This is a genomic window from Pontibacter sp. E15-1 (assembly GCF_022601975.1).
In the GTDB taxonomy this organism is placed as follows: domain Bacteria; phylum Bacteroidota; class Bacteroidia; order Cytophagales; family Hymenobacteraceae; genus Pontibacter.
Map to the genome: position 1 here is coordinate 59,552 of NZ_JAKVIR010000009.1, position 22,489 is coordinate 82,040.

The window sequence follows — 22,489 nt, forward strand, 5'->3', positions numbered from 1 at the left end:
ACTATGAGAATAGCCATACTCGGAAAACCTTTCAACGATACCATCGCGCCCTTTATCCAGACGCTGTTTGATGAGCTGCAGCGGCGGAAAGCAGAGCTTTTCCTTGTAGAGCAGTTTCAGCTTTTCCTCAAAAACACCATCAACCTGCCTACCGGCATCCAGACCTTCCGCCGTGGCGAGCTGCTGGAGGAGGTGGACGTGGTGCTGAGCATCGGGGGCGACGGCACCCTGCTGGACACCGTGACCTACGTGGGTAAGCAGCAGCTTCCGATCCTGGGTATAAACACCGGCCGGCTGGGCTTTCTGGCCACCATCCCCTACGACAGCATCAACGTTGCCCTGGACGCATTGTACCAAGGCCACTATACCCTGGATGACCGCGCGCTGATACGGGTAGATTCCGATCAGGAGATTTTTGATGGCATTAACTTCGGATTAAATGAGTTTAGCGTATTAAAACGCGATTCCTCGGCTATGATTGTGGTGCACACGTATATAGACGGGGAATATTTGAACTCTTACTGGGCGGATGGCCTGGTGGTGGCCACCCCCACGGGCTCTACCGGATACTCCCTGAGTTGCGGCGGGCCTCTGGTGCTGCCCCAAACGAATAACTTCGTAATTTCGCCGGTCTGTCCGCATAACCTGAACGTCAGGCCGATGATTGTCTCAGACAGAAGCGTGATTTCCTTTGAGGTAGAGGGGCGCAGCAGCACTTACCTCGCCTCCCTCGATTCGCGCTCCACCGCCGTTGACATGAATGTGCAGTTGGCCGTCCGGCGCGAGAACTTTGCCGCCCGGCTGATCAAGTTGCATCAGGTCAATTTCCTGTCTACTTTGCGCAGTAAACTCAACTGGGGCTTAGATAAAAGGAATGATAGTCTAAAGTAATATTAAATATATATAATATAATTTCCTAAATTCAGTTTTATCACTATTTTTGTCTCAGCTTAAGTTGGGCTAGTCATTACCAGCTGAAATACCATCTATTAGATACTGTTTCGTCATGAAGAAATTTTGTACCCTTGTTGTATTATTTATTTTTACCCTTACCCTTGCCGCCACCGATGCCGACGCACAGCGCTTTACGAAGCGGAAGCGCTACGGCTCTGTGGGCGTGACGCTGGCCGCTGCAAACTACTTCGGTGACATTGTGCCAGCTCCAGACTTCACAAGCTTCCGTTTCAAATCTACCCGCCCGGATGTGGGGATTAACTATACCTACCGATTTGCCCCGCGCGTGTCCTTCAGGACCTCCTTTAACTGGATGCGCATTATGGGCGACGACAGACTGAGCGCCTCTGTGGACGAGGGCGAAAACGCGCCGCGTTTCAAAAGAAACCTCTCGTTCCGCAACGACATAAAAGAGTTGAGTGCTGTAGCCGTTTTCGACTTGTTTGAGAACCGCAACTACTATCGCCGCCGCCCTGATTTCGTTCCTTACGGTTTCCTGGGAGTGGCTGTGTTGCACCACAACCCAAAGGCCTATTATGTAAATGGCTCCCGCGACGGGCTCAATGCGGCCAACGATATCCCGACAGGCTGGTATGAATTGCAGCCCCTGGGCACCGAAGGCCAGTACGCCTCTAATGCCAGCGATTACCCCAAGCCTTACAGCCGAGTGCAGATTGCCATCCCTTTTGGAATCGGGGTGCGGTATAAGATAGACAGAAACCTGGACCTGAGCCTGGAGGTGGGCTGGAGAAAAACGTTTACGGATTACCTGGACGATGCCAGCTCGTCGTTCGCCTCTAAGGCAGACATTCTGAACGGCGGAGGCTCCAACCCAAAGGCCGCCACCATCCTGTCAGACAGAAGCGCGGAGGCCGGTTTTGCCACTACGCAGGACCCAAGCGGGACGGTGTATGATATCGTACCAGGCTATGGCACCTCAGCAAATAAAAAAAGAGGCAACAATTCTGACGATGATTGGTATATCACCACTGGTATAACCCTTAATTATATTTTGGCACCGCAGATTAGAAGTCCTAAGTTCAGATAATAGAACGGGCCCCACTGCGTTGTTCAACTGAACTCCGCGAACACTTACATGGCATTAAAGAATATCACAGGTACACTCCTTATTTGTTTCGCATTACAAATAGGGAGTGTTTTTTTTAGCTCCGCATCGTTTGCACAGCGCGTAACCCCTGTAACTACCTCCGAGATTGGCGTAGGTATAGGAGGGGCAAACTACAAAGGCGAACTCGCGCCAAACTACCGCTTCCTGAATAACCAGCCGGCGCTCACCGTCTTTTACCGCCGCGACATGTCTAACGCCATCACGCTCCGGGGCGGGCTGATGGGGAGCCACCGCATCGTGGATGACAACACGCTGAGCGACGAAGCCTATGCCGACGAGCGGCCATACCATGCCTACCGAAGGGCCGAAGCCCGGTTAAGCCTGTTTGAGGTTTCCGGCGTGATGGAGTATAACTTCCTCGATTATTACGATCTCTCGCAAAAGGTCCGGATCTCGCCCTACGTGTTCGTGGGAGTGGCAGGGCTTCTTTATAATGTCAAGCTTTCATCGGCCAACCCCGCTCTGGGAAAACTGGCGTCTGCCCCTGGCGCAGCTGACGGAGGCGTGCTATCCAAGCCCTACGACACCAACATTACTGTAGCCATACCGTTTGGGGTGGGGGTGAAGTATGCCCTGAGCAAGCATTGGAACCTGGGCCTGGAGTTCGGCGCCCGCAAGCTGCTCACCGACCGGCTCGACTACCTGTCGGAAGAGGAACCCAAGCACCTTGCCAACCCACACGACAAGGACTGGTATTTCTACAACGGCGTGAGCATATCCTACACCTTTTATCGCACAAACTGCCCCCCTGTGTATAAGAATAAAGCCGGTCTCCTAGATTAAGTTGCAATGTTCCACAAATTTGTGATGGTTTTTGTAACTTGCGGGGAAATTGTGTTTTAATGAATCTTAAGGAGAACGTAAACTTAGGCAATTTACCGAGGCACATCGCCGTTATAATGGACGGCAATGGGCGTTGGGCGAAGCAAAGAGGTGGGCTGCGGATATTTGGGCACCAGAATGCGATCAAGGCGGTGCGCGACACAGTGGAGGGCGCTGCAGAGCTTGGCGTGGAATACCTGACCCTCTATGCTTTCTCTACCGAAAACTGGTCCCGGCCTATGGCGGAGGTTACAGCCTTGATGACATTGCTGGTATCTACCATACGCAAGGAAACCGCCACACTCAACAAGAACAACATCCGGCTGCAAACGATCGGAGATACCGAAAGCTTGCCAAAAGCCTGCCAGCGGGAACTGATGGAGGCCATCGAGCTGACCAAACAAAACGCGGGCATGACGCTGGTGCTGGCGCTCAGCTATAGCGGCCGCTGGGACATAACGCAGGCCATGCAGCAGGTGGCAACGGAGGTGGCGCAAGGAAAGCTCCAGGCCAGTGCCATAAACGAGGCCACGGTGGCAGACCGCCTGTCCACAGCGGGCATTCCGGATCCTGAGCTGCTTATCCGCACGAGCGGCGAACAACGCATCAGTAACTTTCTGCTGTGGCAATTAGCATATACCGAACTTTACATCACAGAGTTGCTTTGGCCTGACTTCAGGAAAGAGCACTTGTATGAGGCAATAATTTCTTACCAGCGCCGGGAGCGGCGTTTCGGGAAGACAAGTGAACAAATAATCAAGTGATAAGAATACCAATGACAAGATGTATATGGGTGCTTGTGCTGCTGCTGTTATCGGCGGGTGCTGCCTCTTCTCAAGTTCTAAACAAACCTGCTCAGGGCGCAGTAGATTACGCACAGCCAAAGCAATACCGCATCGGCGGTATTTCGGTAACGGGTGCAAAGTTTCTGGAGCCGATGGCGCTTATCTCGGTAATTGGTCTGAAGGAGGGAGATGAGATCACGGTGCCCGGAGAGGATATCAGCCGCGCCATCCAAAAACTATGGCAGCAGGGCATTCTGGGCGATGTGGAGGTTTTTGCCCGCCCCGAGGGAGGCCTGATCTTCCTGACGTTTGACCTGAAAGAGCGTCCCCGCCTGTCTGACTTCCGCTTTTCGGGTATAAATAAGACACAGTCAGATGCGCTCCGTACCAAAGTGCCGCTGCAGCGTGGCCGCATCGTGACAGACGCCGTGCTGAACAGCACACGCAACGTGATTCGCAACTACTACCTGGAGAAGAGTTACCTGAACGCCAAGATCAACATCACGCAGCGACCGGACTCTACCTTGCCCAACAGTGTCGTGCTCAACATCCATGTGGACAAAGGCAACAAAGTGAAAATCGCAGAGATCGAATTTGTGGGGAACGAGGCATTCGCGGACAAAAAGCTGAAGAAGCAACTCAAGAAAACCAAAGAGAAGAAAATCTACAAAATATTCACCTCCTCTAAGTTCAACCAGACGGAATACGATGCCGACAAGCAGCACCTGCTGGACTTCTACAGCAAAGAGGGGTATCGGGACGCCACCATTGTTTCTGACTCCGTGTACAGGATTAGCGACGACAGGCTGGGCGTGCGGATTACGGTAGATGAAGGCAGGCGCTACTATTTCCGGAACATTACCTGGGAAGGCAATTACCTGTATGAGGACGCTTACCTGTCCAGAGTGCTGGGTATAACCAAGGGTGACGTGTATAACCAGCAGGAACTGGACAAGCGCCTCAATTATAACCCGACGGGGGGAGTAGACGTTTCGGCGCTATACCAGAACGACGGTTATCTGTTCTCTAGAATAGAGCCGGTAGAAGTGCATGTGGAGGGCGACTCGATTGACCTGGAGATGCGCGTGACGGAAGGGCCGCAGGCAACCATCAACAAAATCACGGTTACAGGCAACGACAAAACCAGCGACCACGTGATTCTTCGCGAGATTCGGACACTGCCTGGCCAGAAGTATAGCCGCGATGACCTGATCAGGACCAGAAACGAACTGGCTGCCTTAGGCTACTTCGACCCGGAAACCATTGGCCTGAACCCCATCCCGAATGAGGCAGACGGCACAGTGGACATCAACTACAGCGTGGTGGAGCGCCCCAATGACCAGATCAGCTTGTCTGGCGGCTGGGGAGGTGTGCTCGGTGCCGTGGGTACCGTGGGACTTACGCTCAACAACTTCTCCACCCGTAAGATGCTCGACCTTTCCGAATGGAGACCGGTGCCAACCGGCGACGGGCAGCGCCTTTCTCTGAACATACAGGCAAACGGCCGGCTGTATCAGTCATACTCCCTGTCGTTTACAGAGCCATGGCTGGGAGGCCGTAAGGCAAACTCCCTGACTGTAAGCCTTTTCAAGACGGTTAGAAGATTCTCGCTCTCAACAGATGCAAATGCACAGAGCCTGAACGTGGACGGAGCATCTATCAGCTTGGGCAGACGCCTGAACTGGCCAGACAACTTCTTCTTCATGAATCACTCGCTGTCTTATAACCGCTATAACCTGAACAACTTCCCACTGGCGGAAGGTTTTTCTGATGGCGTATCAAACAGTGTATCCTTTACCAACACGCTGGGCCGCTCTAGTATAGATAATCCTACCTTCCCGAGAAGGGGCTCTTCGTTTACATTGAGCCTGAACGTGACACCGCCATACTCGCTTTTGTCAGACCGAAAGGATCAGTTTGAATACATTGAGTTTAACAAGTGGATGTTCGACGCATCCTACTTCCTAAACCTGGCAGGGAATTTGGTGTTGAACACCCGCGCGCACTTTGGCTTCCTGGGCACTTACAGCAACAACACTACCGTGGGGCCATTTGAGCGCTTCAAGCTGGGTGGTACGGGCTTAGGAGGCGGTAACTACTTCGTGGGTACAGAATATGTCGGCTTGCGCGGTTACGAAGAGGCAAAAGTCGTGAATTCCACGGACAGCTATCTGAACTCAGCAGGGGGTATCGCCTATAACAAGTTTGTGTTTGAGGCCCGCCAGTTGATCTCGCCGAACCCTGCAGCCACCATTTATGGTCTGGCGTTTTTGGAGGCGGGCAATAACTACGGGTCTTTTGACCAGTACAACCCGTTCAAGCTATACCGTTCAGCAGGTGTGGGTGCCAGGATCTTTATGTCGGCCTTCGGTTTGCTCGGGTTTGACTATGCCTGGAGGCTGGACACACTGCCGGGTGGCTTGGACGACAAGCGAGGCATGTTCCACTTCGTGATCGGGCAGCAGATACGTTAACCGCAAGGAATTTGTATGAGGAAGTTTTTGTTCATCTTTATAACGGGCTTTTTGCTGGCATCTGTTTCGCATGCTCAGAAGATTGGCTATATTGACTCGAATTTTATCCTGAGCAAGATGCCGGCTTACAACAAAGTGCAGCAGGAGATGGATAAATACGCTTCGGCCTGGCAAAAGGAGATTGAGCAGTTGCAGCAAGAGTCAGACAAACTGAAACAGGATTACAGGGCCGAGGAAGTGCTGCTGACAGAGCAGATGAAGAAAAAGCGGCAAATCGAAATAGCCAAGAAAGAGGCCGAGCTGCACGATTATCAGCAGAAGGTTTTTGGGTATGAAGGAATGATGTTTAAGCGCCGTCAGGAACTGATGCGGCCCATACAGGATGAGGTATTCGAAGCCGTCGAAAAGGTGTCCAAATCCAAAGGAGTGCAGATGATGTTCGATAAGTCCGGCGACCTGGTGATGATTTATACCAACCCGGTGCACGATTATACAGAGTATGTGCTCGAATCGCTGGGGTTAGCCTCGGAGCGGCAGAACCAGCAGGGGCAAACGCCCGCAAACAGCGCGGTGGACGACCCCGGGAATCTGCCGGACGTAGGGGCGGAAGAGCCGCAGGAAACGCAACCAACGCAGCAACCAGCAAAAAAAGAGACTAAGAAGAAGCCTAACAACTAAACCTAATATATTATTAATCAACCGAACCAACGATGAACAAGATTAAAACACTAGTAGTAGCGTTCTTACTGATCAGCTTTGCGTCTTTTGCACAGAGCAACGACCAGCCGCTTAAGATTGGTTATACTAACGTAGAATACATCTTGCTGCAAATGCCAGAGAGCAAGCAGATAGAGTCTGAGCTTAAGACCCACAGCACGCAGCTCGAAAGCCAATTGAAGACAAAATACGCTGAGTATGAGTCGAAGCTGCAGGCTTACGAAAAAGGAGCCGCTACCATGGACAAAGTAGTGCGCGACGATAAAGAGAAGGAACTGATGACCCTGAACAACTCTATACAGGAGTTTCAGCGAAGCGCACAGTCTTCTTTGCAGCAGAAGGAAAAGTCGCTTGTTGATCCGGTGATCGGCAAGATTGACCAGGCCATCAAAGAAGTGCGCGTTGAGAATGGGTATACCTACATCATCAGCAACCAAGCACTGCTTGCAGGCCCTGAAGATGGCGACATCTCTCCGCTTGTGCTGAAGAAATTGGGCGTAGACCCAGCCAAGGCGCAGCAAACAACTGAGCCTGCTGCCACCAAGCCTGCTGCCACAACTACTCCAGCAAAGCCAACAACCACCAAGAAGAAGAACAAATAAGCATCCTTCTTTCATATAACTGGAAAGCCGTTGTGTATACTTCGGCTTTCTTTTTTTTACCTTTATATATTTTCCCTTGGCAGAGTATCTTGAACCGGAAGAAAACACTGAAGACTCCGATGAGTTGTATGAACACCATCGGATAGTAGTGGACAAAAGGCAGGCCCTGTTGCGCATCGATAAGTTTTTAATGGATCGCCTGCCCAATGTAACGCGCAACAAGCTGCAGGAGGCCATACGGTCTGAGTCGGTGCAGGTAAACCAAAAGCCCGTAAAGGTCAGCTATAAGGTAAAGCCACAGGACATCATCACGATCATTCTGGCAGAGCCTCCCCGCGACACAGACGTTGTGCCGGAGGATATCCCGCTTACCTTTGTGTATGAGGATGAGGAACTGCTGCTGGTAAACAAAGAGCCAGGTATGGTGGTGCACCCGGCGTACAACAACTGGACGGGCACACTAGTGAATGCGCTCACGTTTTACCTCCAGAACCTGCCCACTACCCGACACGGGGAGGGCAGACCGGGGCTCGTACACCGGATCGACAAAGATACCTCAGGGCTTCTGGTTATCGCGAAGACAGATTACAGCATGGCCTATCTGGCAAAGCAGTTCTTTGACCATACCATAGAACGCACCTATTACGCGCTGGTATGGGGAGTGCCCAAAGAGGAGCAAGGCACTATTACAGGGCATGTTGGCCGTAGTGTGAAGGACAGAAGGGTAATGTCGGTCTACCCAGACGGCACGTATGGCAAGCACGCCGTGACACATTACAAGGTATTGCGCAACTTTAAGTACGTGTCGCTGGTGCAGTGTAACCTCGAGACTGGCCGTACCCACCAGATACGCGCCCATATGAAGTATTTGGGGCATCCGCTGTTTTCGGATGCCATGTATGGCGGAGACAAAATATTGAGTGGCTCGCCTAATGGCTCTTACAAGTCTTTTGTGGAGAATGCCTTCAAACTTATGCCACGCCAGGCCTTGCATGCCAAGTCGCTTGGCTTCAAGCATCCCATCTCAAAAGAAGTCATCCAGTTCGATTCAGAACTGCCTGAAGATTTTGCCGCTGTCCTGGCCAAGTGGGAATTATATGAAGGCCAGTAAAACGCCTTAAGGAAACTGATTAGGTCAAATTCTGCTGGAGCTAATCATGTATGGAAACAGAAGCTGCAAGCTTGTACCAGCGAAAGCTTACGTTTTTATTCCAGATTACTTTATAGCTACAAACAAAAAGCCCCATTTCTATATAGAATGGGGCTTTTGTCTGCTTAAGTGCTTTTCCTATTTCCTTTTGGCTGATTTTCCAATTTCGTTTAGCGCAGCAGCTGCCTGTGGGTTTTCTGGATCAAGGTTTTTAACTTCCTGCCAGTGCTTCACAGCATTATCTCTTTCACCTTTCAAGTAAAAATAATAGCCTAAGTAAGAGTTGGCTTCGATCAGATCTCTCTTATACTTGTCTTTTTCAGTACCGGCTATTTTGATAAATTCCTCGTAGTATGGTTTTGCCAGTCCTTGTGTGGTTTCTGGATCCTGGCTGGCTTGAGCACGTGCTCTCCAAAGGTGACCGTAAGCATACGTTGGGTTTGTAGAGGTAACTTTCCCGTACGTTTCGTCAGCTTTCTTGAAAAACTCGTTAGCTGCCGCAGTTTCTTTCGCCGCTGCTTTTTCTTCACCAGCCATCATATAGATGTTACCCATGTAGTAGTAATCGGCATTGCTAGGTTCCGCGTTTTTGCGCTTGCGCTCATACACTTCGATAGCCTTGTCATACTGGTTGTTCTGGGCATACGCATTGGCCAGGTCGGCATAAAGCTCCACATTCTCCTCGTTCATCTGGAGTGCTTTCTCCATGTTCACGATTGCTTTCTCAGGCTGCTTGTTCTTGTTCAGGATGCGGCCATAATACTCATAATCCTCAGCGATGAGCTTGTTAGGATCTGCTTTTTGCATATACGTGTCAATCGCCTCCAATGCTTTCTCAGGTTGGTTCAACTCCAAATAAGAGTAAGCTCGCAAACGATTCATCGTTGTATTGTCAGGCTGCTTCTGAAGTACTTGCTCAGCTTCTGTAAGCGCCTTGTCGTAATTTTTAGTCAGGAACAGGAAAGAAGCGTACTTGGCACGTGTCTCAGGCGTGTCTTCTGCCATATCCACGTATTTCTGGAATGTAGAAAGTGCTCTGTCGTACTGACCAGCGAAGTAATACAACTCGCCAAGATCACGGTAGGCAGGTGCATAGTTAGGGTTGATCTCGATCGCCTTTGTAAAAGCCGCCTCAGCTTCGTTGTAGTTTCGGGAGCTGGTATAAAGCTGACCCTTACGCAGATACACTTTTGCGAAGGTATCGTCCAACTGAATAGCACGGTCATATGCCGTCATGGCCTCGCCACCATTCTTCTGGAGCAAATACGCATCACCCATTACCAGATAAGTTAAAGGGTTTTTAGTATCGCGCTCAACTGCTTTCTTCGAATACTCTATTGCCTTTGTAGCGCCGTTCTCTCCTTGGCTAAGGTAAGATTCAGCTAGCATTGTCAGCACAAAAGCGTCTTTAGATTTGCTATACTTTAACGCTTGCTCAAAGTGCTCTTGTGCCTTGGGCATGTTACCGCGCTCCATTTCAATCTTACCTAAACCCACATAGTTAATGGCAGATTTCCTGTTCTGCGCTATCCCTTGGTTAAAGTAAAAAGCTGCAGAGTCAAGTTTTTGTGTATTGAGGTATATGTTACCAAGTGCGAAGTAAGCATTGTCAGCTTTTCTGTCGCCTAGCTGCTTCTTATAGATAGATTTAGCCTCTTCGTAACGCTCTAATTCAACAGCTTTTCTACCAGCGTCTCCTGATTGAGCAAAGGCTGCTGTGGCAGGGAAAGCGGCCGCCATTAGGGCAATATACTTCCATTTATTCGTCATCTGTATTAAAGTTTAGTTGTGTTTTAAGTTTTAATGAGGTGCCCGTATTGGCAGAAATTAATTCCGTAGTCCGATAACGCGCACTGGCATGGTGGCAGGCACAAGCCCTGATTTTAGAAAAATGCGTTGTCCCTGATCTCCGCCAATGAACGATGCAAAACCTGTGCCAAGACCTGTTCGCCCCTCTGTACTGATCACGTAAAGAAAACGCCGTAATGGGTATGCTTCCTGTGCTATGTAGGCCTGGTAAGGCTGAAAAAAGCTTCCGGTTGTAGTCGGAGCCGGGTCAGCACTTATACCCAATACCTTTATATTTTTAAGGAAACCTACTACTGTAGAGTCATCAAAGTCGCTGATCCAGTTTACGCCAATCACACCGATTGCATTCTTGTTCTGGGCCACATACTCGATCAGGGCTTCATGAGACTTCGCTGCGAATGTATTTGCAGGAAGCTTCTGGTCTACAGTCAACGAATCTCGTACGTATCGCGCGGTACTTGAGTTGTTATTATCAAACACAATTGTGATCTCTCCCAGTTCGGAGGTCTCGTCCAGCTCCTTCCAACTCTTTGTTTTTCCTGCAAACACGCTTTTAACTTCAGCCATCGTCAGGAGGGTATCCGCGTTGCTGGGGTTCGTGATAAGGGCAATAGCGTCAATGGCAATCTTGGTTGTGCGCGGGATGAGCTTGTGCTCTTCGAAGGATGCCACCTCACTTGGCGTCAGTTCCCTGGACAAGATCACAATTCTGGTGCTGTCATTAAGGAATTCCTTAATCACCTCACCCTCCGGCTTGTAAGCTGCATTTACATGAGCCTGGTCATATATGCCTTCGAAAGTGTCTACCTGAGATTTTATAATCGGTTGAAAGGATTCATCTACACTGATGTTCACGTTTCCTGAGGTCGGGGTGCTTAGTGCGGTGTCCGAGGTATTCCCTCCACAAGCTTGTAAGACCAGTATGGTTATAGCCAAAGCTATCCAGTGTGCTCTACTCTTCATATCGGTTATTTTTATTGCGTGTGTTACTTTGGTATACCCTTATAAACCTTACGACACCATATAAGATTAAGATTCCGCCAAGCATATACCGGAACTCTTTGCCCACACTCAATTGCAAGCTGTCTCCTGCAAACATGATGAACAAGCCCAGCGCCACGTAAACGAGCGTCATTAGTAAACCAAAGATGCGGGCAAACTTATTATAAAAGCTCGCCTGCGGGTCAGTTTCATTTCTTTTGGGTTTCAGCATGTTCGGATTCTCAGATGAGCATATGATTTAACCCTTAAAAATAAACCTATTAGCCATAAAAAGAAAGTACATGCCAACAAAACTGACATAGTGCGCATTCCTTTGACGTATGGCATTTCATCCTTTGGTAGCCTGGGCTTTGTTTAGCTCGACGTTTTGGTGGAGTATAAGTCTTATGATATGAGTTATCCGGCTAATTTGCTTGAAGGGGCCTTATTAGAAAACGTGAGCAACTGGGGTATAAAAAGAGCCCAATCGGCAACATGCTGATTGGGCTCTTCTATTAACCTAAGAAAGGTTTTACTTGATTGTGTAACGCACAGGCAGTGTGTAGCGCACAGGTACGGCTCTACCGTTCTGCTTGCCAGGAGTCCACTTTGGCATTGTTTTCACAACACGCATTGCTTCTTCGTCAGTACCTCCTCCAAGTTTTTTGATTACCTGGATTTCAGATATCTCGCCTGTCTTGCTTACTACGAAAGACAAAACTACGATACCCTCGATACCGGCACGCTGTGCTGCTGCAGGGTAGCGGATGTTCTTACCCAGATATTTAAGCATCTCTGTCTCTCCACCAGGGAAAGACGGCATCTGCTCTACATAGGTATAAGGTTTCTCCTCAACCACTTCTGCTACAACATTGCTCGTTCCGTCAAGGCCACTCAAATCAGGCGGGGCGTTCTTAACGCCTTCCACAGTTTTTAATGCTGCCTCAGCTTCCTGAAGCTCCTCCACATCCGGAATCTCTTCCTCTTCCACAACCTCGTTGTCACGCTTTACAATCGGCGGGGTATACTTTACAGTAGCCTGCACGGGTGGCGGTGGCGGTGGAAGATCTGGTGGCGGCGGCGGTGGCGGCGGCGTGGCCTCATCAATTGGTGGTGGTGGCGCCAGGTCTACTTCGGTTATGATACGTTCAACCACCTGTTCCTCTTCTTCGCTTGCAAGCATGCGAGCTATCAGCGGAATGCTGATAAACAAAAGGAACAAAGCCGTGGCAATAATAGCGGCCTTTGTAATGTGGTTGTTGTACAGTCGGCGAAGTAGGTAGGCACCGTATGCTTTGTTTCGTCCTTCAAAGACGATGTCGTCAAGCGATGCTTTAGCTGCTAAGTTACTGTCCATGGTTTATTCTCCTAATTTTGATTCTACCAATTTTTTGTCGTTGTCGGCAATATCGACAAGCGCAAATTTCTTAGTATCAGTGATTTTTAACTCATCCAGTATGTCTACCACGTTCTTGTAGCGCGACTTCTCCATAGGCTTGATCATAACGGTCATCTTGTCATTGGATTTCACCTTGGGTGATACCAATACCTTTCTGATGCCGTTTGCCGAGTAGTCCGTTTCTATCAGTTCCGGGTTTTCAGCAGGGTCGCCAAGTCCGAAATAATAGTATAAGTGGTCGTCCTCGCCAAGGATTATCGTCATTGCATTACTTGCCTTCAGAGCAATCTGCTCTTCTTCAGTGTCAGGCTTCACAGGCATGTTAATCTCCATGGTCTGTGGCTTGCTGAACGTAGTGGTAAGCATGAAGAACGTGAGCAGGAGGAAGGCTAAGTCTACCATTGGTGTCATGTCCAGGTGGACAGACATTTTTTTGGCTCTTTTTTTCCCTCCTTTACCGGAGTCAGCTTTTTCTTGGATTTCTGCCATCGTCTTATCTCCTTTTAAATTATAAGTTGCTTGGCCTTGCCTCCATGTCCGTGATCAGGTTAAACCTGTTCACTTTCTTGTCCTGAAGGATTTGAATAACGCGCTGGATGGTTTTGTAACTCACATCATTGTCTCCTTTGATGGCAATTACAACCTGTGGGTTTGTCAGACGCGTCTGCAGCACCCAGTCACCCAGTTCGTTAGACGTAGAGTCAATCGGAATACCAGGCTGGTTTACATTCTTTCTGGAGTTGGGTTCCATCGCCAGGTAAGACTTCAGCTGGTTTACCGGCACGCCAAAGTTAGTAAGCAGCGTGAAGGTCTTTGTTTCTTCTTCGTTAAAGTTGACACCGTATTTGCCCGACATCTTGCTAAGTAACGCTTCCTTTGTTTGCTGACCATCCACCCCGAAAAACACCCGGTCGTTGTTGTCGACTGTAATGGTGATTACGTTGATTTCTGGCAGTTTTATCTCCGATACAGAAGAGGGGGTATCCACTACCACAGACTCTTCAGGAGCAAACTTTGTTGTTAGCATAAAGAAAGTAACCAGCAAGAAGGCAAGGTCCACCATGGGCGTCATGTCCAGGGAAGGCTTTGTTCTTTTTACTTTTACTTTAGGCATATTCTTTCGTTAAGCGGTGAACTATACAGTTTGGGTTTTCACAGGAGCAGTGTCATGCTGAGCCGCGAAAGTAGAGATGATGCTGAAACCGGCCTCATCAATGCTATACGTAAGCTCATCGATTTTGCTTGTGAAATAGTTGTACGCTACGATAGCCAGGGCAGAACCTGTAATACCGAGTGCCGTGTTAATCAAGGCCTCAGAGATACCGTTTGCCAGACCAACTGCATCCGGAGCACCACCTTGTGCAAGGGCCGCGAATGCCTTAATCATACCAAGTACTGTACCAATCAAACCTACCAGTGTAGAGATAGAGGCGATAGTAGAGATAATTACCAGGTTCTTCTCAAGCATAGGCAGTTCCAGCGAAGTTGATTCCTCAATTTCTTTCTGGATAGCGGCCACTTTCTCAGCTTTAAGAAGCTCCGGCTCGTTCAGCATCTCCTTGTACTTCAGCAAACCTGACTTCACCACGTTGGCCACAGAGCCTTTCTGCGCATCGCAGGCAGCAATAGCGCCGTTGATGTCACGCTGGTTCAGTTTGGCAGAGATCGTTCTCACGAAACCAGCTACGCTTTTGTTCCCTTTGGCCTTGCTGATTGTCAGGGCACGCTCGATAGAGAAGATGAATACCATTAATACTAGAGACATCAGGATAGGTACTACCCAGCCTCCTTTGTATACAATGCCAAGGTAGTTGCCTGGAAGCGGATGGCTGTTCGGGTCGTTGCCTTCGAAGTTGCCAGGGTTACCCAGTACATACATATAGATAAGCACACAAGCTATAATAGCAAGCGGAATAACAACGCTTGCGAAAATACTCCCTACAGGGCTGGCCTTTTTCTCTACATTAGCATTCTTGTTCACTACTGCAGTCTTTTTTTCCATTTTCTTAAAAGTTTAAAGTTTAGCTGTTTGTGTTGTAATAAATTGTTTGGTAAATGTAAAATGTAATTCGTTTAGTTTTAGTTCTTTGTTGAATTCGCAATTTCTGTTTTTTCTCAAACTTTCAAATCTGTCGTGGCCGGCATTTTATGAAAATATCTCATAGAGCCTCTTTGGCACCCTAATTTAAGCTTTTCTACTTTTAAATTCCTAATGTTAGCGTTGCTTCCGGCCAAAAAAGATGCTTGCAGGGAGCTGAATTAAAGTTTATACTTCAAACCAGAATGAAGGCACGCAAGACACTAACGGTACAAGCCTATTTGAGAGCAGTATCCAGAGCATGTATAAATTTAAGCTATAAATTGCTGATACATAGGCGGATAATGTTTTCAGGCTAACACCAGCGTCCCGGAAAAAGGTTGCATGTGCAGTAAACTTATTAAGCTAAAACGATTTTGTCTGTAACGGCTTCACAGAAAAAAGTGGGTTAAACATAGCAATTAATTCTAACAGATTGTATGCATGCCTAACGATTTTTTGCCTTGTTCCAGTAAAAGTCCATCTCGTTCAGCGTCATGTCCTGTAGATTTTTACCGTCTTTCCCTGATTCTGTCTCCAGGAATTGAAATCGGCTTATAAACTTTAGGTTGGTGCGCTCAAGTGCCTCTTCAGGGTTTATTCCAGCAAAACGCGCGAAATTAATCAGCGAGAACAGCAGGTCTCCAAACTCGGCGTTTGCCTTCTCCTGATCGATAGTGGCCCCTTTCGGTACATTGAACTCAGCCTCAAACTCGCTTAGTTCCTCCTGCACTTTCTCCCATACCTGTGCTTTGTCGTCCCAGTCGAACCCCGCGCCGCGTGCCTTTTCCTGTATGCGCATCGCCTTTACCAGTGCCGGCAATGAGGAGGGTACGCCACCCAGCACAGATTTGTTCCCTTCTTTCAGCTTCAGCCTTTCCCAGTTTTGCTTTACCTCCTCCTCTGTGTCGGCCTTGGTGTCTCCATATATATGTGGGTGCCTGAATACTAGCTTATCGCATTGCGCCTGCAGCACGTCTGCCAAATCAAAGGCATTTTGCTCGGAAGCTATCTTTGCGTAGAACACCAGGTGCAGCATCACATCCCCTAATTCCTTTTTAATCTCAGGCATGTCTGCCTTCAGAATGGCGTCGGAGAGCTCATACGTCTCTTCAATAGTGAGATGGCGCAGACTTTCAAGGGTTTGCTTCCGGTCCCAGGGGCACTTCTCACGCAAATCATCCATCACATCCAGCAGCCGATTAAAAGCCTCTAGCTGCCTGCCGCGGGGGCTGTCGTCAAAATTCATGGTGCTCATAACATCAAATATACGAAAGTTTGCGAACAGCTTGCTATCATCCGCTGCTTCGTTTTGTCATTCTAAAGCAGGGAAAGATGCTAAGATGTATGTACAAAGCAGTTTAGTTTAAGCTGGAAATATAAATAAATTGCTCGAAATATGTATTTTAATATTGCCAATGCTTCGTTTTAAATAGCAAGTGTATATCGGACGCTATAATTTATGGAGGTATAGATACGAGAATGCGTGAAAAAAGAGACCCGCTGGCAAGGTGCGAGGAGGAGAAGGCCAAAGGGAAACTTGCTGTACAAGGGAAGTATTCCGCAGTTAAAAATTCTTTTAGAATAACGAAATTACTACTTTTGCCTAAGTAAAAACCTTAACAAGTGGCTTTAATAAAATCAATCTCAGGAATACGTGGAACGATAGGCGGACAGGCAGGTGAAGGTCTCACGCCTGTCGACGTTGTTAAGTTCGCAGCAGCATACGGCACATGGGTGCAACAGACAACCGGCATAAACACGATTGTTGTTGGCCGCGATGCCCGCATCTCTGGCGAAATGGTGAACAAACTGGTGTGCGCTACGCTGCAAGGCCTCGGCATCGACGTTATTGATGTTGGGCTGTCTACCACGCCCACCGTGGAAATGGCAGTTCCGGCCAAGAAAGCTGGCGGCGGGATCATCCTTACGGCCAGCCACAACCCAAAGCAGTGGAACGCGCTGAAGCTGCTGAACCAGAAGGGGGAGTTTATCTCGGACGAAGAAGGCAAACTGGTGCTGGACATTGCCGAAAAGGAAAGCTTTGTGTTTGCGCAGGTAACCAGCCTGGGTAAGTACCGGCAAACCGACACAGCCCTGAAAAAGCACATCCAGGCGATTCTGGCGCTGCCCTTGGTAGATGTTGAGGCCATCCGCGCCAAAAACTTCAGCGTTGTGGTGGATGCCGTAAACTCAAGCGGCGGTTTTGCCGTGCCGATGCTATTAGAGGCGCTTGGCGTGAAGAAGATAGAAAAGCTGTTCTGCGAGCCAGACGGCAACTTTGCCCATAACCCGGAGCCGCTGCCAGAGAACCTGCGCGAGATATCCAAAATTATGGAGAAGGGCAAGTTCGACCTGGGCATTGTGGTGGACCCGGATGTGGACCGCCTGGCGCTGGTAAACGAAGACGGCAGTATGTTTGGCGAGGAGTATACCTTGGTGGCGGTGGCCGACTATGTGCTGAAGCACCAGAAAGGCAATACCGTGTCGAACCTGTCCTCGACCAGGGCATTGCGCGACGTGACCGAGAAGGCCGGAGGCGAGTATGCCGCCGCTGCTGTGGGCGAGGTGAACGTGGTGAACATGATGAAAGCCAAGCAAGCGGTTATCGGTGGTGAGGGCAACGGGGGGATTATCTACCCTGAGCTGCACTATGGTCGCGACGCCCTGGTTGGCATCGCCTTGTTTTTGACGCACCTGGCTAATTCCGGAACAAGTATGACGCGCCTGCGCTCCTCTTACCCGAATTACTATATCTCAAAAAACAAGATCGAGCTAACCCCGGACGTGGACGTGGACCATGTGTTGCAGCAGGTGCAGGAGCGCTATGCCAAGCAGCCCGTTAACACCATAGACGGGGTTAAGATAGAATTCGGCAAAGAGTGGGTACACCTGCGCAAATCCAACACAGAGCCCATTATCCGTATCTATGCCGAGTCAGACAGCAACGCGACGGCTGAGCACCTGGCCAATAAAATCATCGCCGACATTAAAGAGATCATCTCTGTAAAAGCATAAGGGATCCTATGTGTTGTTGCCATACATAACTATTGCAGCTCTACAAGTTGCGCCAGCGGACACAGGTGATTCCTGCCCTTGGCGCAACTTTTTTTTATACTCCTGCAGTTCTGTAAGGAGTGAGTCAGAATACTAAGCTTAATTATATGCGTGTTTATTTAGATAATGCCGCCACCACGCCGCTCGACAAGGAGGTCTTTGACGCGATGGCCCCATTCATGCTGGAGCATTATGGCAATCCTTCTTCTATCCACTCGCACGGGCGCGAGGTGAGGGCGGCGATTGAGAAAGCGCGACGAACGGTGGCCACGCTGCTGAACACATCCCCGGCAGAGATTTTCTTTACCTCAGGGGGCACCGAGGCCGATAACATGGCCCTTGTCTGTACCTGCCACTCGTTGGGTATAAAGCGCGCCATTACCTCTAAACTGGAGCACCACGCCGTGCTGCACACGATGGAACTGCTGGAGAAACAGGGAGTAGAGGTGCTGTATCTGCGCCACGACGAGCGCGGCAACCTGGACCTGGACCACCTCGATGAGCTGCTGGCCGGCCAGCCGCAAACGCTGGTGTCGGTGATGCACGCCAACAACGAGATCGGTAACCTGAACGATGTGGAGGGAATCGGGCGCATCTGCAAAACGCACAATGCCATTTTCCACTCGGATACCGTGCAGACGATGGGCCACTACAAGCATGACCTGCAAACGCTGGGCGCTAACTTTATTGTAGGCTCCGCGCACAAGTTCCACGGGCCGAAAGGTGTCGGGTTCCTGTACTGCGATGCGGGCGTGAAGATACAGCCGCTGATACAGGGCGGGGCGCAGGAGCGCAACATGCGCGGCGGCACCGAAAACGTATACGGCATCATCGGTCTGGCCAAAGCCATGGAGATTGCCTACCGCGACATGGAGGAGCATACCCGCCATATACAGGGCCTGAAAGACAGGATGATCAGCAAGCTGAAGGAGCAGATGGACGACATTAGCTTTAACGGCATGTCGGAGTTTGGCGACAGAAGCCTTTATACCGTGCTGAACACCAGTTTGCCAGCCTCTGACATCAACGAGATGCTGCTCTTCAGCATGGATATAAATAAAGTGTCTGTATCGGGCGGCAGCGCCTGCAGCAGCGGGGCCAACACTGGTTCGCATGTGCTGCGTGCGCTGGGCTGCGATCCGGAGCGGGGGTCTGTGCGTTTCTCGTTCAGCAAATACAACACTCCCGAAGAAATTGACTTTGCCGCCGAGACACTGGCGAAGCTATATAAAAATGTGCCAGCCTGATCAGTTAGTCGCATGTAGCAGAAAGGCTTCAGCAGCAATATTGAAGCCTTTTCTTTAGATCATGCTCATACCATATAAAATCATACATGGAAAGTATAGCCGTATTCTGCGGAGCCAACGAAGGACAGGGCGAAGCATATAAAAAATCAGCCGCTGCCTTGGGTAGTTTGATGGCCGCCCAAAACGTAGTCCTTGTGTTTGGGGGTGGGAAAGTAGGCCTGATGGGCACCATTGCCGATGCCGTGCTGGCCGGCGGCGGCAATGCCGTTGGTGTGATTCCGCAGAGCCTGGTGGCCAGGGAAGTGGCGCATACCGGCCTGACAGAGCAGCACGTGGTGGAGACCATGCACGAGCGCAAAGCCCTGATGGCGACGCGTGCGGATGCCTTCGTGGCCATGCCCGGCGGCTTCGGCACCCTGGACGAAATCAATGAGATTATCACGTGGAACCAGCTCGGCATTATCCGGAAGCCAGTGGCGTTTTATAACGTGAATGGCTACTTCAACCACTTTCTCCAGATGATCAACCACGGTGTGGCCGAGGGATTTATCAAGCCCGCATACCGCGACAGCCTGATTGTGGAGGAAGACCCCGAGAAACTGCTGAAAAAACTATCCAGTGCAGTTGCCGCCATGACTGACACGGGCGTGGATTTTGACAGAATCTAACCGGTTGCTGATTGTCCGTTTAAGGGTAAGTTTGAAAGAGTGGTAAGCCTATCAGTTAAGGGAGGCAGTTCATATCTAAAGCAACCGTAGCTGGCCGCCATTATACGTGCCAGAAGTAATTATAAAAAAGAGACGTCCCAGTCATGTGAACCGGGGCGTCTCTTTTTTATACCTTGTGACAGGCTTTAATTATTCAGAATCATCTCTTTCACCGCGTCAACCCACATCGGTTCCGCGTTCAGGCTCTCTACTAGCTGCCACTTCTCGCCGCCAGCCTCCAGAAACATCTCCTTAAATTCGGAGCCAACCTCTATCGTTGTTTCCAGGCAGTCGGCTACGAACGCGGGGCTGTAGGCCAGCACCTTTTTTATACCCTTGGCCGGCAGTTCCTGCAAAATCACATCGGTATAAGGCTTCAGCCACGGGTCTTTGCCGAGTCTGGACTGGAAAGATACGGTATACTGGTCTTCGCGCAGGCCTAACTCAGCGGCCAACAACCGGGAGGTGGCAAAGCAGGAAGCGCGGTAGCAATACTTGTTGCGTTTGTTGTAAGTGTTGCAGCAAGCGCCCAACTGGCAGTAGCCGTTGTCGCTGCCTTTCAGGATATGGCGCTCGGGCACACCGTGGTAACTGAACACCACAAAGTCATAATCTTCTTTGGCCATGTGGCGTTTGCCCAGTTCCGCAAACGTCTTGATAAATCCCGGGTCGTCGCAGAAGCTGGAGATGAAGCTGATGCTCGGGATCACCCACCAGTCCTTCACAATCTCCATCACTTTGTCCTGCACCGAACCTGTGGAGGCGGAGGCATACTGCGGAAACAGCGGCAGCACGATAATGCGCTCCACGCTCTGCTCGCGCAGCTCCTCCAAAGCACTCTTGATGCTCGGGCTCTGGTAGCGCATCCCGAAGGCCACGTGGTAGCGGTCGCCTAAAGAGGCCTGCAGCTTTTGCTTCAGGTCGAGGCCGTGGTATAAAAGCGGGGAGCCGCGCTCGGTCCAAAGCTGCTTGTAGATCTTGGCCGACTTTGGCGCTCTGAACGGGGCAATGATGCCGTTGATCAGGGCGTAGCGCGCCGGCGCAGGTATGTCGATCACGCGCTTGTCCAGCAGGAACTCACGGAGGTATTTTCTTACGTCAGGTGTGTTTGGCGTGTCTGGGGTGCCTAGGTTCACCAGCAGCACACCGATTTTACCAGTAGCTTTTTTGCTCATGGAAGGTATAAATGCTTATCGGTTGCAAAGATACAAAGTATAATAGTTTCTTTTTGATGACAAAGATCATTTGCATGCCATCAAAGTTATGCTTCTGTGAAAGCGGCGCGCGCGCAAATTGTTCAGGCTATTTTTAAGGCCGCCTCTGTTTATTCTATCCTTCTCCCTCCGCTGGTGCGAGCTTGCAGCCTTATCCCATATATAAATACAAAAGCACAAACTGCAAGCCCGCACCAGCAGGGTGTCTTCAAGCCTCATTCACAATAATTTACACATTCTACCGCCGTCTCGTAAAAAAGAAGTAATTTTGCAACCTCAAATTTAAAGAGTATGGCCGAAGTAGCACATAAAGCGGGTTTTGTAAGTATTGTGGGCAAGCCCAACGTGGGCAAGTCCACGCTGATGAACGCGTTGGTGGGCGAGAAGCTTTCCATCATCACCTCAAAGGCACAAACCACGCGGCATCGCATCATGGGTATCCTGAACGGGGATGATTTCCAGATCGTGTATTCTGACACGCCGGGCATCATCAAGCCGCAGTATGCCCTGCACGAGTCGATGATGAGCTTTGTGCGCACCTCGCTCGAGGACGCCGACGTGATCCTGTTCGTGACGGACATCTATGAGACCCACGACGAGGAAGACGTGATCAAGCGGCTGCAGTACGCAGAGGTGCCGGTGTTGCTGCTCATCAACAAAATAGACCAGACGACGGAAGAGGAGCTGCACCAGAAAGTGGCCTATTGGGAGGAGAAGATGAAGCCGACCGAGATATTGCCTATCTCGGCGCTGCATGGTTTCGGGCTGGAGCATCTGTTCGCGCGCCTGCTACATTACCTGCCGGAGCACCCGCCATACTTCCCGAAAGACGAACTGACCGACAAGCCGGAGCGTTTCTTCGTGTCGGAGATGATCCGCGAGAAGATCTTCCTTAACTATAAAAAGGAGATTCCATACAGCTGCGAGGTGGTGGTAGAGGAGTTTAAGGAGGAGGAGACCATTATCCGCATCCGGGCCGAGATCAGCGTGGAGCGCCGTAGCCAGAAAGGCATCGTGATCGGTAACAAAGGCGAGGCGCTGAAGCGGGTAGGCACACAGGCCCGTTTGGACATGGAGCAGTTTTTCCAGAAAAAGATTTTCCTTGATTTGTATGTGCGCGTGAACGAAAACTGGCGAACCGACCAAAAGCTGCTTCGGCGCTTCGGTTACAGCGAGTAAGTAGGCGCACAGCATAAAGGGTATGATTCCACTTTGTCCTTTGAGCTGCAAAGGAATGCTTTTGAAACCTGACTTTAGCTATTTCTCAGTACGTAGCCCCGGCTATGCACCTCGAAATGAGCTTGGTCAGAACTCAAAATCACTCCTCTTCGCTATCAAAAACAAAGCTCAATCATACCCTAAAGC

The 22,489-nt window shown here is 50.0% G+C and carries 21 protein-coding genes; 12 read left to right on the forward strand and 9 right to left on the reverse strand.

Going from position 1 to position 22,489, the window contains the following annotated elements; all coding sequences use genetic code 11:
* The first annotated feature begins 3 nt into the window (after positions 1–3).
* From MKJ04_RS07795 to MKJ04_RS07830, 8 genes are all read left to right on the forward strand, one after another.
* Positions 4–891 (forward strand): NAD kinase, encoded by an 888-nt coding sequence (locus MKJ04_RS07795; protein ID WP_241641028.1) that lies wholly within the window; start codon positions 4–6, stop codon positions 889–891.
* Positions 892–1,006: 115 nt separating this feature from the next.
* Complete coding sequence (locus tag MKJ04_RS07800; RefSeq protein WP_241641029.1) at positions 1,007–2,002, forward strand: DUF6089 family protein; 996 nt, start codon at positions 1,007–1,009, stop codon at positions 2,000–2,002.
* Positions 2,003–2,050: 48 nt separating this feature from the next.
* Positions 2,051–2,866, forward strand: a complete 816-nt coding sequence (locus tag MKJ04_RS07805) for a DUF6089 family protein (protein WP_241641030.1) — start codon at positions 2,051–2,053, stop codon at positions 2,864–2,866.
* Positions 2,867–2,925: 59 nt separating this feature from the next.
* On the forward strand, positions 2,926–3,669 hold the full coding sequence (locus tag MKJ04_RS07810) for an isoprenyl transferase (protein WP_241641031.1): 744 nt from the start codon (positions 2,926–2,928) through the stop codon (positions 3,667–3,669).
* 11 nt (positions 3,670–3,680) lie between these two features.
* Complete coding sequence (bamA, locus tag MKJ04_RS07815; protein ID WP_241641032.1) at positions 3,681–6,164, forward strand: outer membrane protein assembly factor BamA; 2,484 nt, start codon at positions 3,681–3,683, stop codon at positions 6,162–6,164.
* Positions 6,165–6,179: 15 nt separating this feature from the next.
* The gene (locus MKJ04_RS07820; RefSeq protein ID WP_241641033.1) at positions 6,180–6,842 is read left to right on the forward strand and encodes an OmpH family outer membrane protein; all 663 of its coding nucleotides are present in this window, start codon (positions 6,180–6,182) and stop codon (positions 6,840–6,842) included.
* A gap of 32 nt (positions 6,843–6,874) precedes the next feature.
* Positions 6,875–7,483, forward strand: coding sequence for an OmpH family outer membrane protein (locus MKJ04_RS07825; RefSeq protein WP_241641034.1), 609 nt, complete (start codon positions 6,875–6,877; stop codon positions 7,481–7,483).
* A gap of 76 nt (positions 7,484–7,559) precedes the next feature.
* The gene (locus MKJ04_RS07830; RefSeq protein WP_241641035.1) at positions 7,560–8,594 is read left to right on the forward strand and encodes an RluA family pseudouridine synthase; all 1,035 of its coding nucleotides are present in this window, start codon (positions 7,560–7,562) and stop codon (positions 8,592–8,594) included.
* A 177-nt stretch (positions 8,595–8,771) separates the two neighbouring features.
* Here MKJ04_RS07830 and MKJ04_RS07835 read toward each other — a convergent pair whose 3' ends face one another.
* The 8 genes from MKJ04_RS07835 to mazG form a co-directional block, all read right to left on the reverse strand.
* Positions 8,772–10,403 (reverse strand): tetratricopeptide repeat protein, encoded by a 1,632-nt coding sequence (locus MKJ04_RS07835; RefSeq protein ID WP_241641036.1) that lies wholly within the window; start codon positions 10,401–10,403, stop codon positions 8,772–8,774.
* A gap of 57 nt (positions 10,404–10,460) precedes the next feature.
* Positions 10,461–11,405 (reverse strand): PstS family phosphate ABC transporter substrate-binding protein, encoded by a 945-nt coding sequence (locus tag MKJ04_RS07840; RefSeq protein ID WP_245402619.1) that lies wholly within the window; start codon positions 11,403–11,405, stop codon positions 10,461–10,463.
* Positions 11,395–11,655 (reverse strand): hypothetical protein, encoded by a 261-nt coding sequence (locus MKJ04_RS07845; RefSeq protein ID WP_241641038.1) that lies wholly within the window; start codon positions 11,653–11,655, stop codon positions 11,395–11,397. The genes MKJ04_RS07840 and MKJ04_RS07845 overlap by 11 nt, the downstream gene beginning before the upstream one ends.
* 300 nt (positions 11,656–11,955) lie before the next feature.
* Positions 11,956–12,780 (reverse strand): energy transducer TonB, encoded by an 825-nt coding sequence (locus MKJ04_RS07850; RefSeq protein WP_241641039.1) that lies wholly within the window; start codon positions 12,778–12,780, stop codon positions 11,956–11,958.
* Positions 12,781–12,783: 3 nt separating this feature from the next.
* The gene (locus MKJ04_RS07855) at positions 12,784–13,311 is read right to left on the reverse strand and encodes an ExbD/TolR family protein (protein ID WP_241641040.1); all 528 of its coding nucleotides are present in this window, start codon (positions 13,309–13,311) and stop codon (positions 12,784–12,786) included.
* 19 nt (positions 13,312–13,330) lie between these two features.
* On the reverse strand, positions 13,331–13,936 hold the full coding sequence (locus MKJ04_RS07860) for an ExbD/TolR family protein (protein WP_241641041.1): 606 nt from the start codon (positions 13,934–13,936) through the stop codon (positions 13,331–13,333).
* Positions 13,937–13,957: 21 nt separating this feature from the next.
* Positions 13,958–14,824, reverse strand: a complete 867-nt coding sequence (locus MKJ04_RS07865) for a MotA/TolQ/ExbB proton channel family protein (RefSeq protein WP_241641042.1) — start codon at positions 14,822–14,824, stop codon at positions 13,958–13,960.
* Between the two features lie 523 nt (positions 14,825–15,347).
* Positions 15,348–16,157, reverse strand: a complete 810-nt coding sequence (gene mazG, locus MKJ04_RS07870) for a nucleoside triphosphate pyrophosphohydrolase (protein ID WP_241641043.1) — start codon at positions 16,155–16,157, stop codon at positions 15,348–15,350.
* Between the two features lie 368 nt (positions 16,158–16,525).
* Here mazG and glmM point away from each other — a divergent pair, with 368 nt between their 5' ends.
* From glmM to MKJ04_RS07885, 3 genes are all read left to right on the forward strand, one after another.
* On the forward strand, positions 16,526–17,917 hold the full coding sequence (gene glmM, locus MKJ04_RS07875; RefSeq protein WP_241641044.1) for a phosphoglucosamine mutase: 1,392 nt from the start codon (positions 16,526–16,528) through the stop codon (positions 17,915–17,917).
* 146 nt (positions 17,918–18,063) lie between these two features.
* Positions 18,064–19,203: a cysteine desulfurase family protein gene (locus MKJ04_RS07880; RefSeq protein WP_241641045.1), complete on the forward strand. Its 1,140-nt coding sequence runs from the start codon at positions 18,064–18,066 to the stop codon at positions 19,201–19,203.
* An 86-nt stretch (positions 19,204–19,289) separates the two neighbouring features.
* A complete protein-coding gene (locus MKJ04_RS07885) occupies positions 19,290–19,871 on the forward strand; it encodes a TIGR00730 family Rossman fold protein (protein WP_241641046.1) in 582 nt (193 codons plus the stop codon).
* Positions 19,872–20,056: 185 nt separating this feature from the next.
* Here the strand turns inward: MKJ04_RS07885 and hemH are convergent, their stop codons facing one another.
* Positions 20,057–21,085 (reverse strand): ferrochelatase, encoded by a 1,029-nt coding sequence (hemH, locus tag MKJ04_RS07890; protein ID WP_241641047.1) that lies wholly within the window; start codon positions 21,083–21,085, stop codon positions 20,057–20,059.
* Positions 21,086–21,415: 330 nt separating this feature from the next.
* On the opposite strand from hemH, the gene era reads away from it, so the two are divergent.
* On the forward strand, positions 21,416–22,303 hold the full coding sequence (gene era / locus MKJ04_RS07895; RefSeq protein ID WP_241641048.1) for a GTPase Era: 888 nt from the start codon (positions 21,416–21,418) through the stop codon (positions 22,301–22,303).
* Positions 22,304–22,489 lie beyond the last annotated feature (186 nt).

Coding starts and splice junctions, on each gene's coding strand:
- era (WP_241641048.1), top strand. CDS start 21,416: ATGGCCGAAGTAGCACATAAAGCGGGTTTTGTAAGTATTGTGGGCAAG.
- MKJ04_RS07885 (WP_241641046.1), top strand. CDS start 19,290: ATGGAAAGTATAGCCGTATTCTGCGGAGCCAACGAAGGACAGGGCGAA.
- MKJ04_RS07825 (WP_241641034.1), top strand. CDS start 6,875: ATGAACAAGATTAAAACACTAGTAGTAGCGTTCTTACTGATCAGCTTT.
- MKJ04_RS07855 (WP_241641040.1), bottom strand. CDS start 13,311: ATGGCAGAAATCCAAGAAAAAGCTGACTCCGGTAAAGGAGGGAAAAAA.
- MKJ04_RS07840 (WP_245402619.1), bottom strand. CDS start 11,405: ATGAAGAGTAGAGCACACTGGATAGCTTTGGCTATAACCATACTGGTC.
- MKJ04_RS07845 (WP_241641038.1), bottom strand. CDS start 11,655: ATGCTGAAACCCAAAAGAAATGAAACTGACCCGCAGGCGAGCTTTTAT.
- MKJ04_RS07850 (WP_241641039.1), bottom strand. CDS start 12,780: ATGGACAGTAACTTAGCAGCTAAAGCATCGCTTGACGACATCGTCTTT.
- MKJ04_RS07800 (WP_241641029.1), top strand. CDS start 1,007: ATGAAGAAATTTTGTACCCTTGTTGTATTATTTATTTTTACCCTTACC.
- MKJ04_RS07795 (WP_241641028.1), top strand. CDS start 4: ATGAGAATAGCCATACTCGGAAAACCTTTCAACGATACCATCGCGCCC.
- mazG (WP_241641043.1), bottom strand. CDS start 16,157: ATGAGCACCATGAATTTTGACGACAGCCCCCGCGGCAGGCAGCTAGAG.
- MKJ04_RS07820 (WP_241641033.1), top strand. CDS start 6,180: ATGAGGAAGTTTTTGTTCATCTTTATAACGGGCTTTTTGCTGGCATCT.
- hemH (WP_241641047.1), bottom strand. CDS start 21,085: ATGAGCAAAAAAGCTACTGGTAAAATCGGTGTGCTGCTGGTGAACCTA.
- MKJ04_RS07810 (WP_241641031.1), top strand. CDS start 2,926: ATGAATCTTAAGGAGAACGTAAACTTAGGCAATTTACCGAGGCACATC.
- MKJ04_RS07865 (WP_241641042.1), bottom strand. CDS start 14,824: ATGGAAAAAAAGACTGCAGTAGTGAACAAGAATGCTAATGTAGAGAAA.
- MKJ04_RS07860 (WP_241641041.1), bottom strand. CDS start 13,936: ATGCCTAAAGTAAAAGTAAAAAGAACAAAGCCTTCCCTGGACATGACG.
- bamA (WP_241641032.1), top strand. CDS start 3,681: ATGACAAGATGTATATGGGTGCTTGTGCTGCTGCTGTTATCGGCGGGT.
- MKJ04_RS07805 (WP_241641030.1), top strand. CDS start 2,051: ATGGCATTAAAGAATATCACAGGTACACTCCTTATTTGTTTCGCATTA.
- MKJ04_RS07880 (WP_241641045.1), top strand. CDS start 18,064: ATGCGTGTTTATTTAGATAATGCCGCCACCACGCCGCTCGACAAGGAG.
- MKJ04_RS07835 (WP_241641036.1), bottom strand. CDS start 10,403: ATGACGAATAAATGGAAGTATATTGCCCTAATGGCGGCCGCTTTCCCT.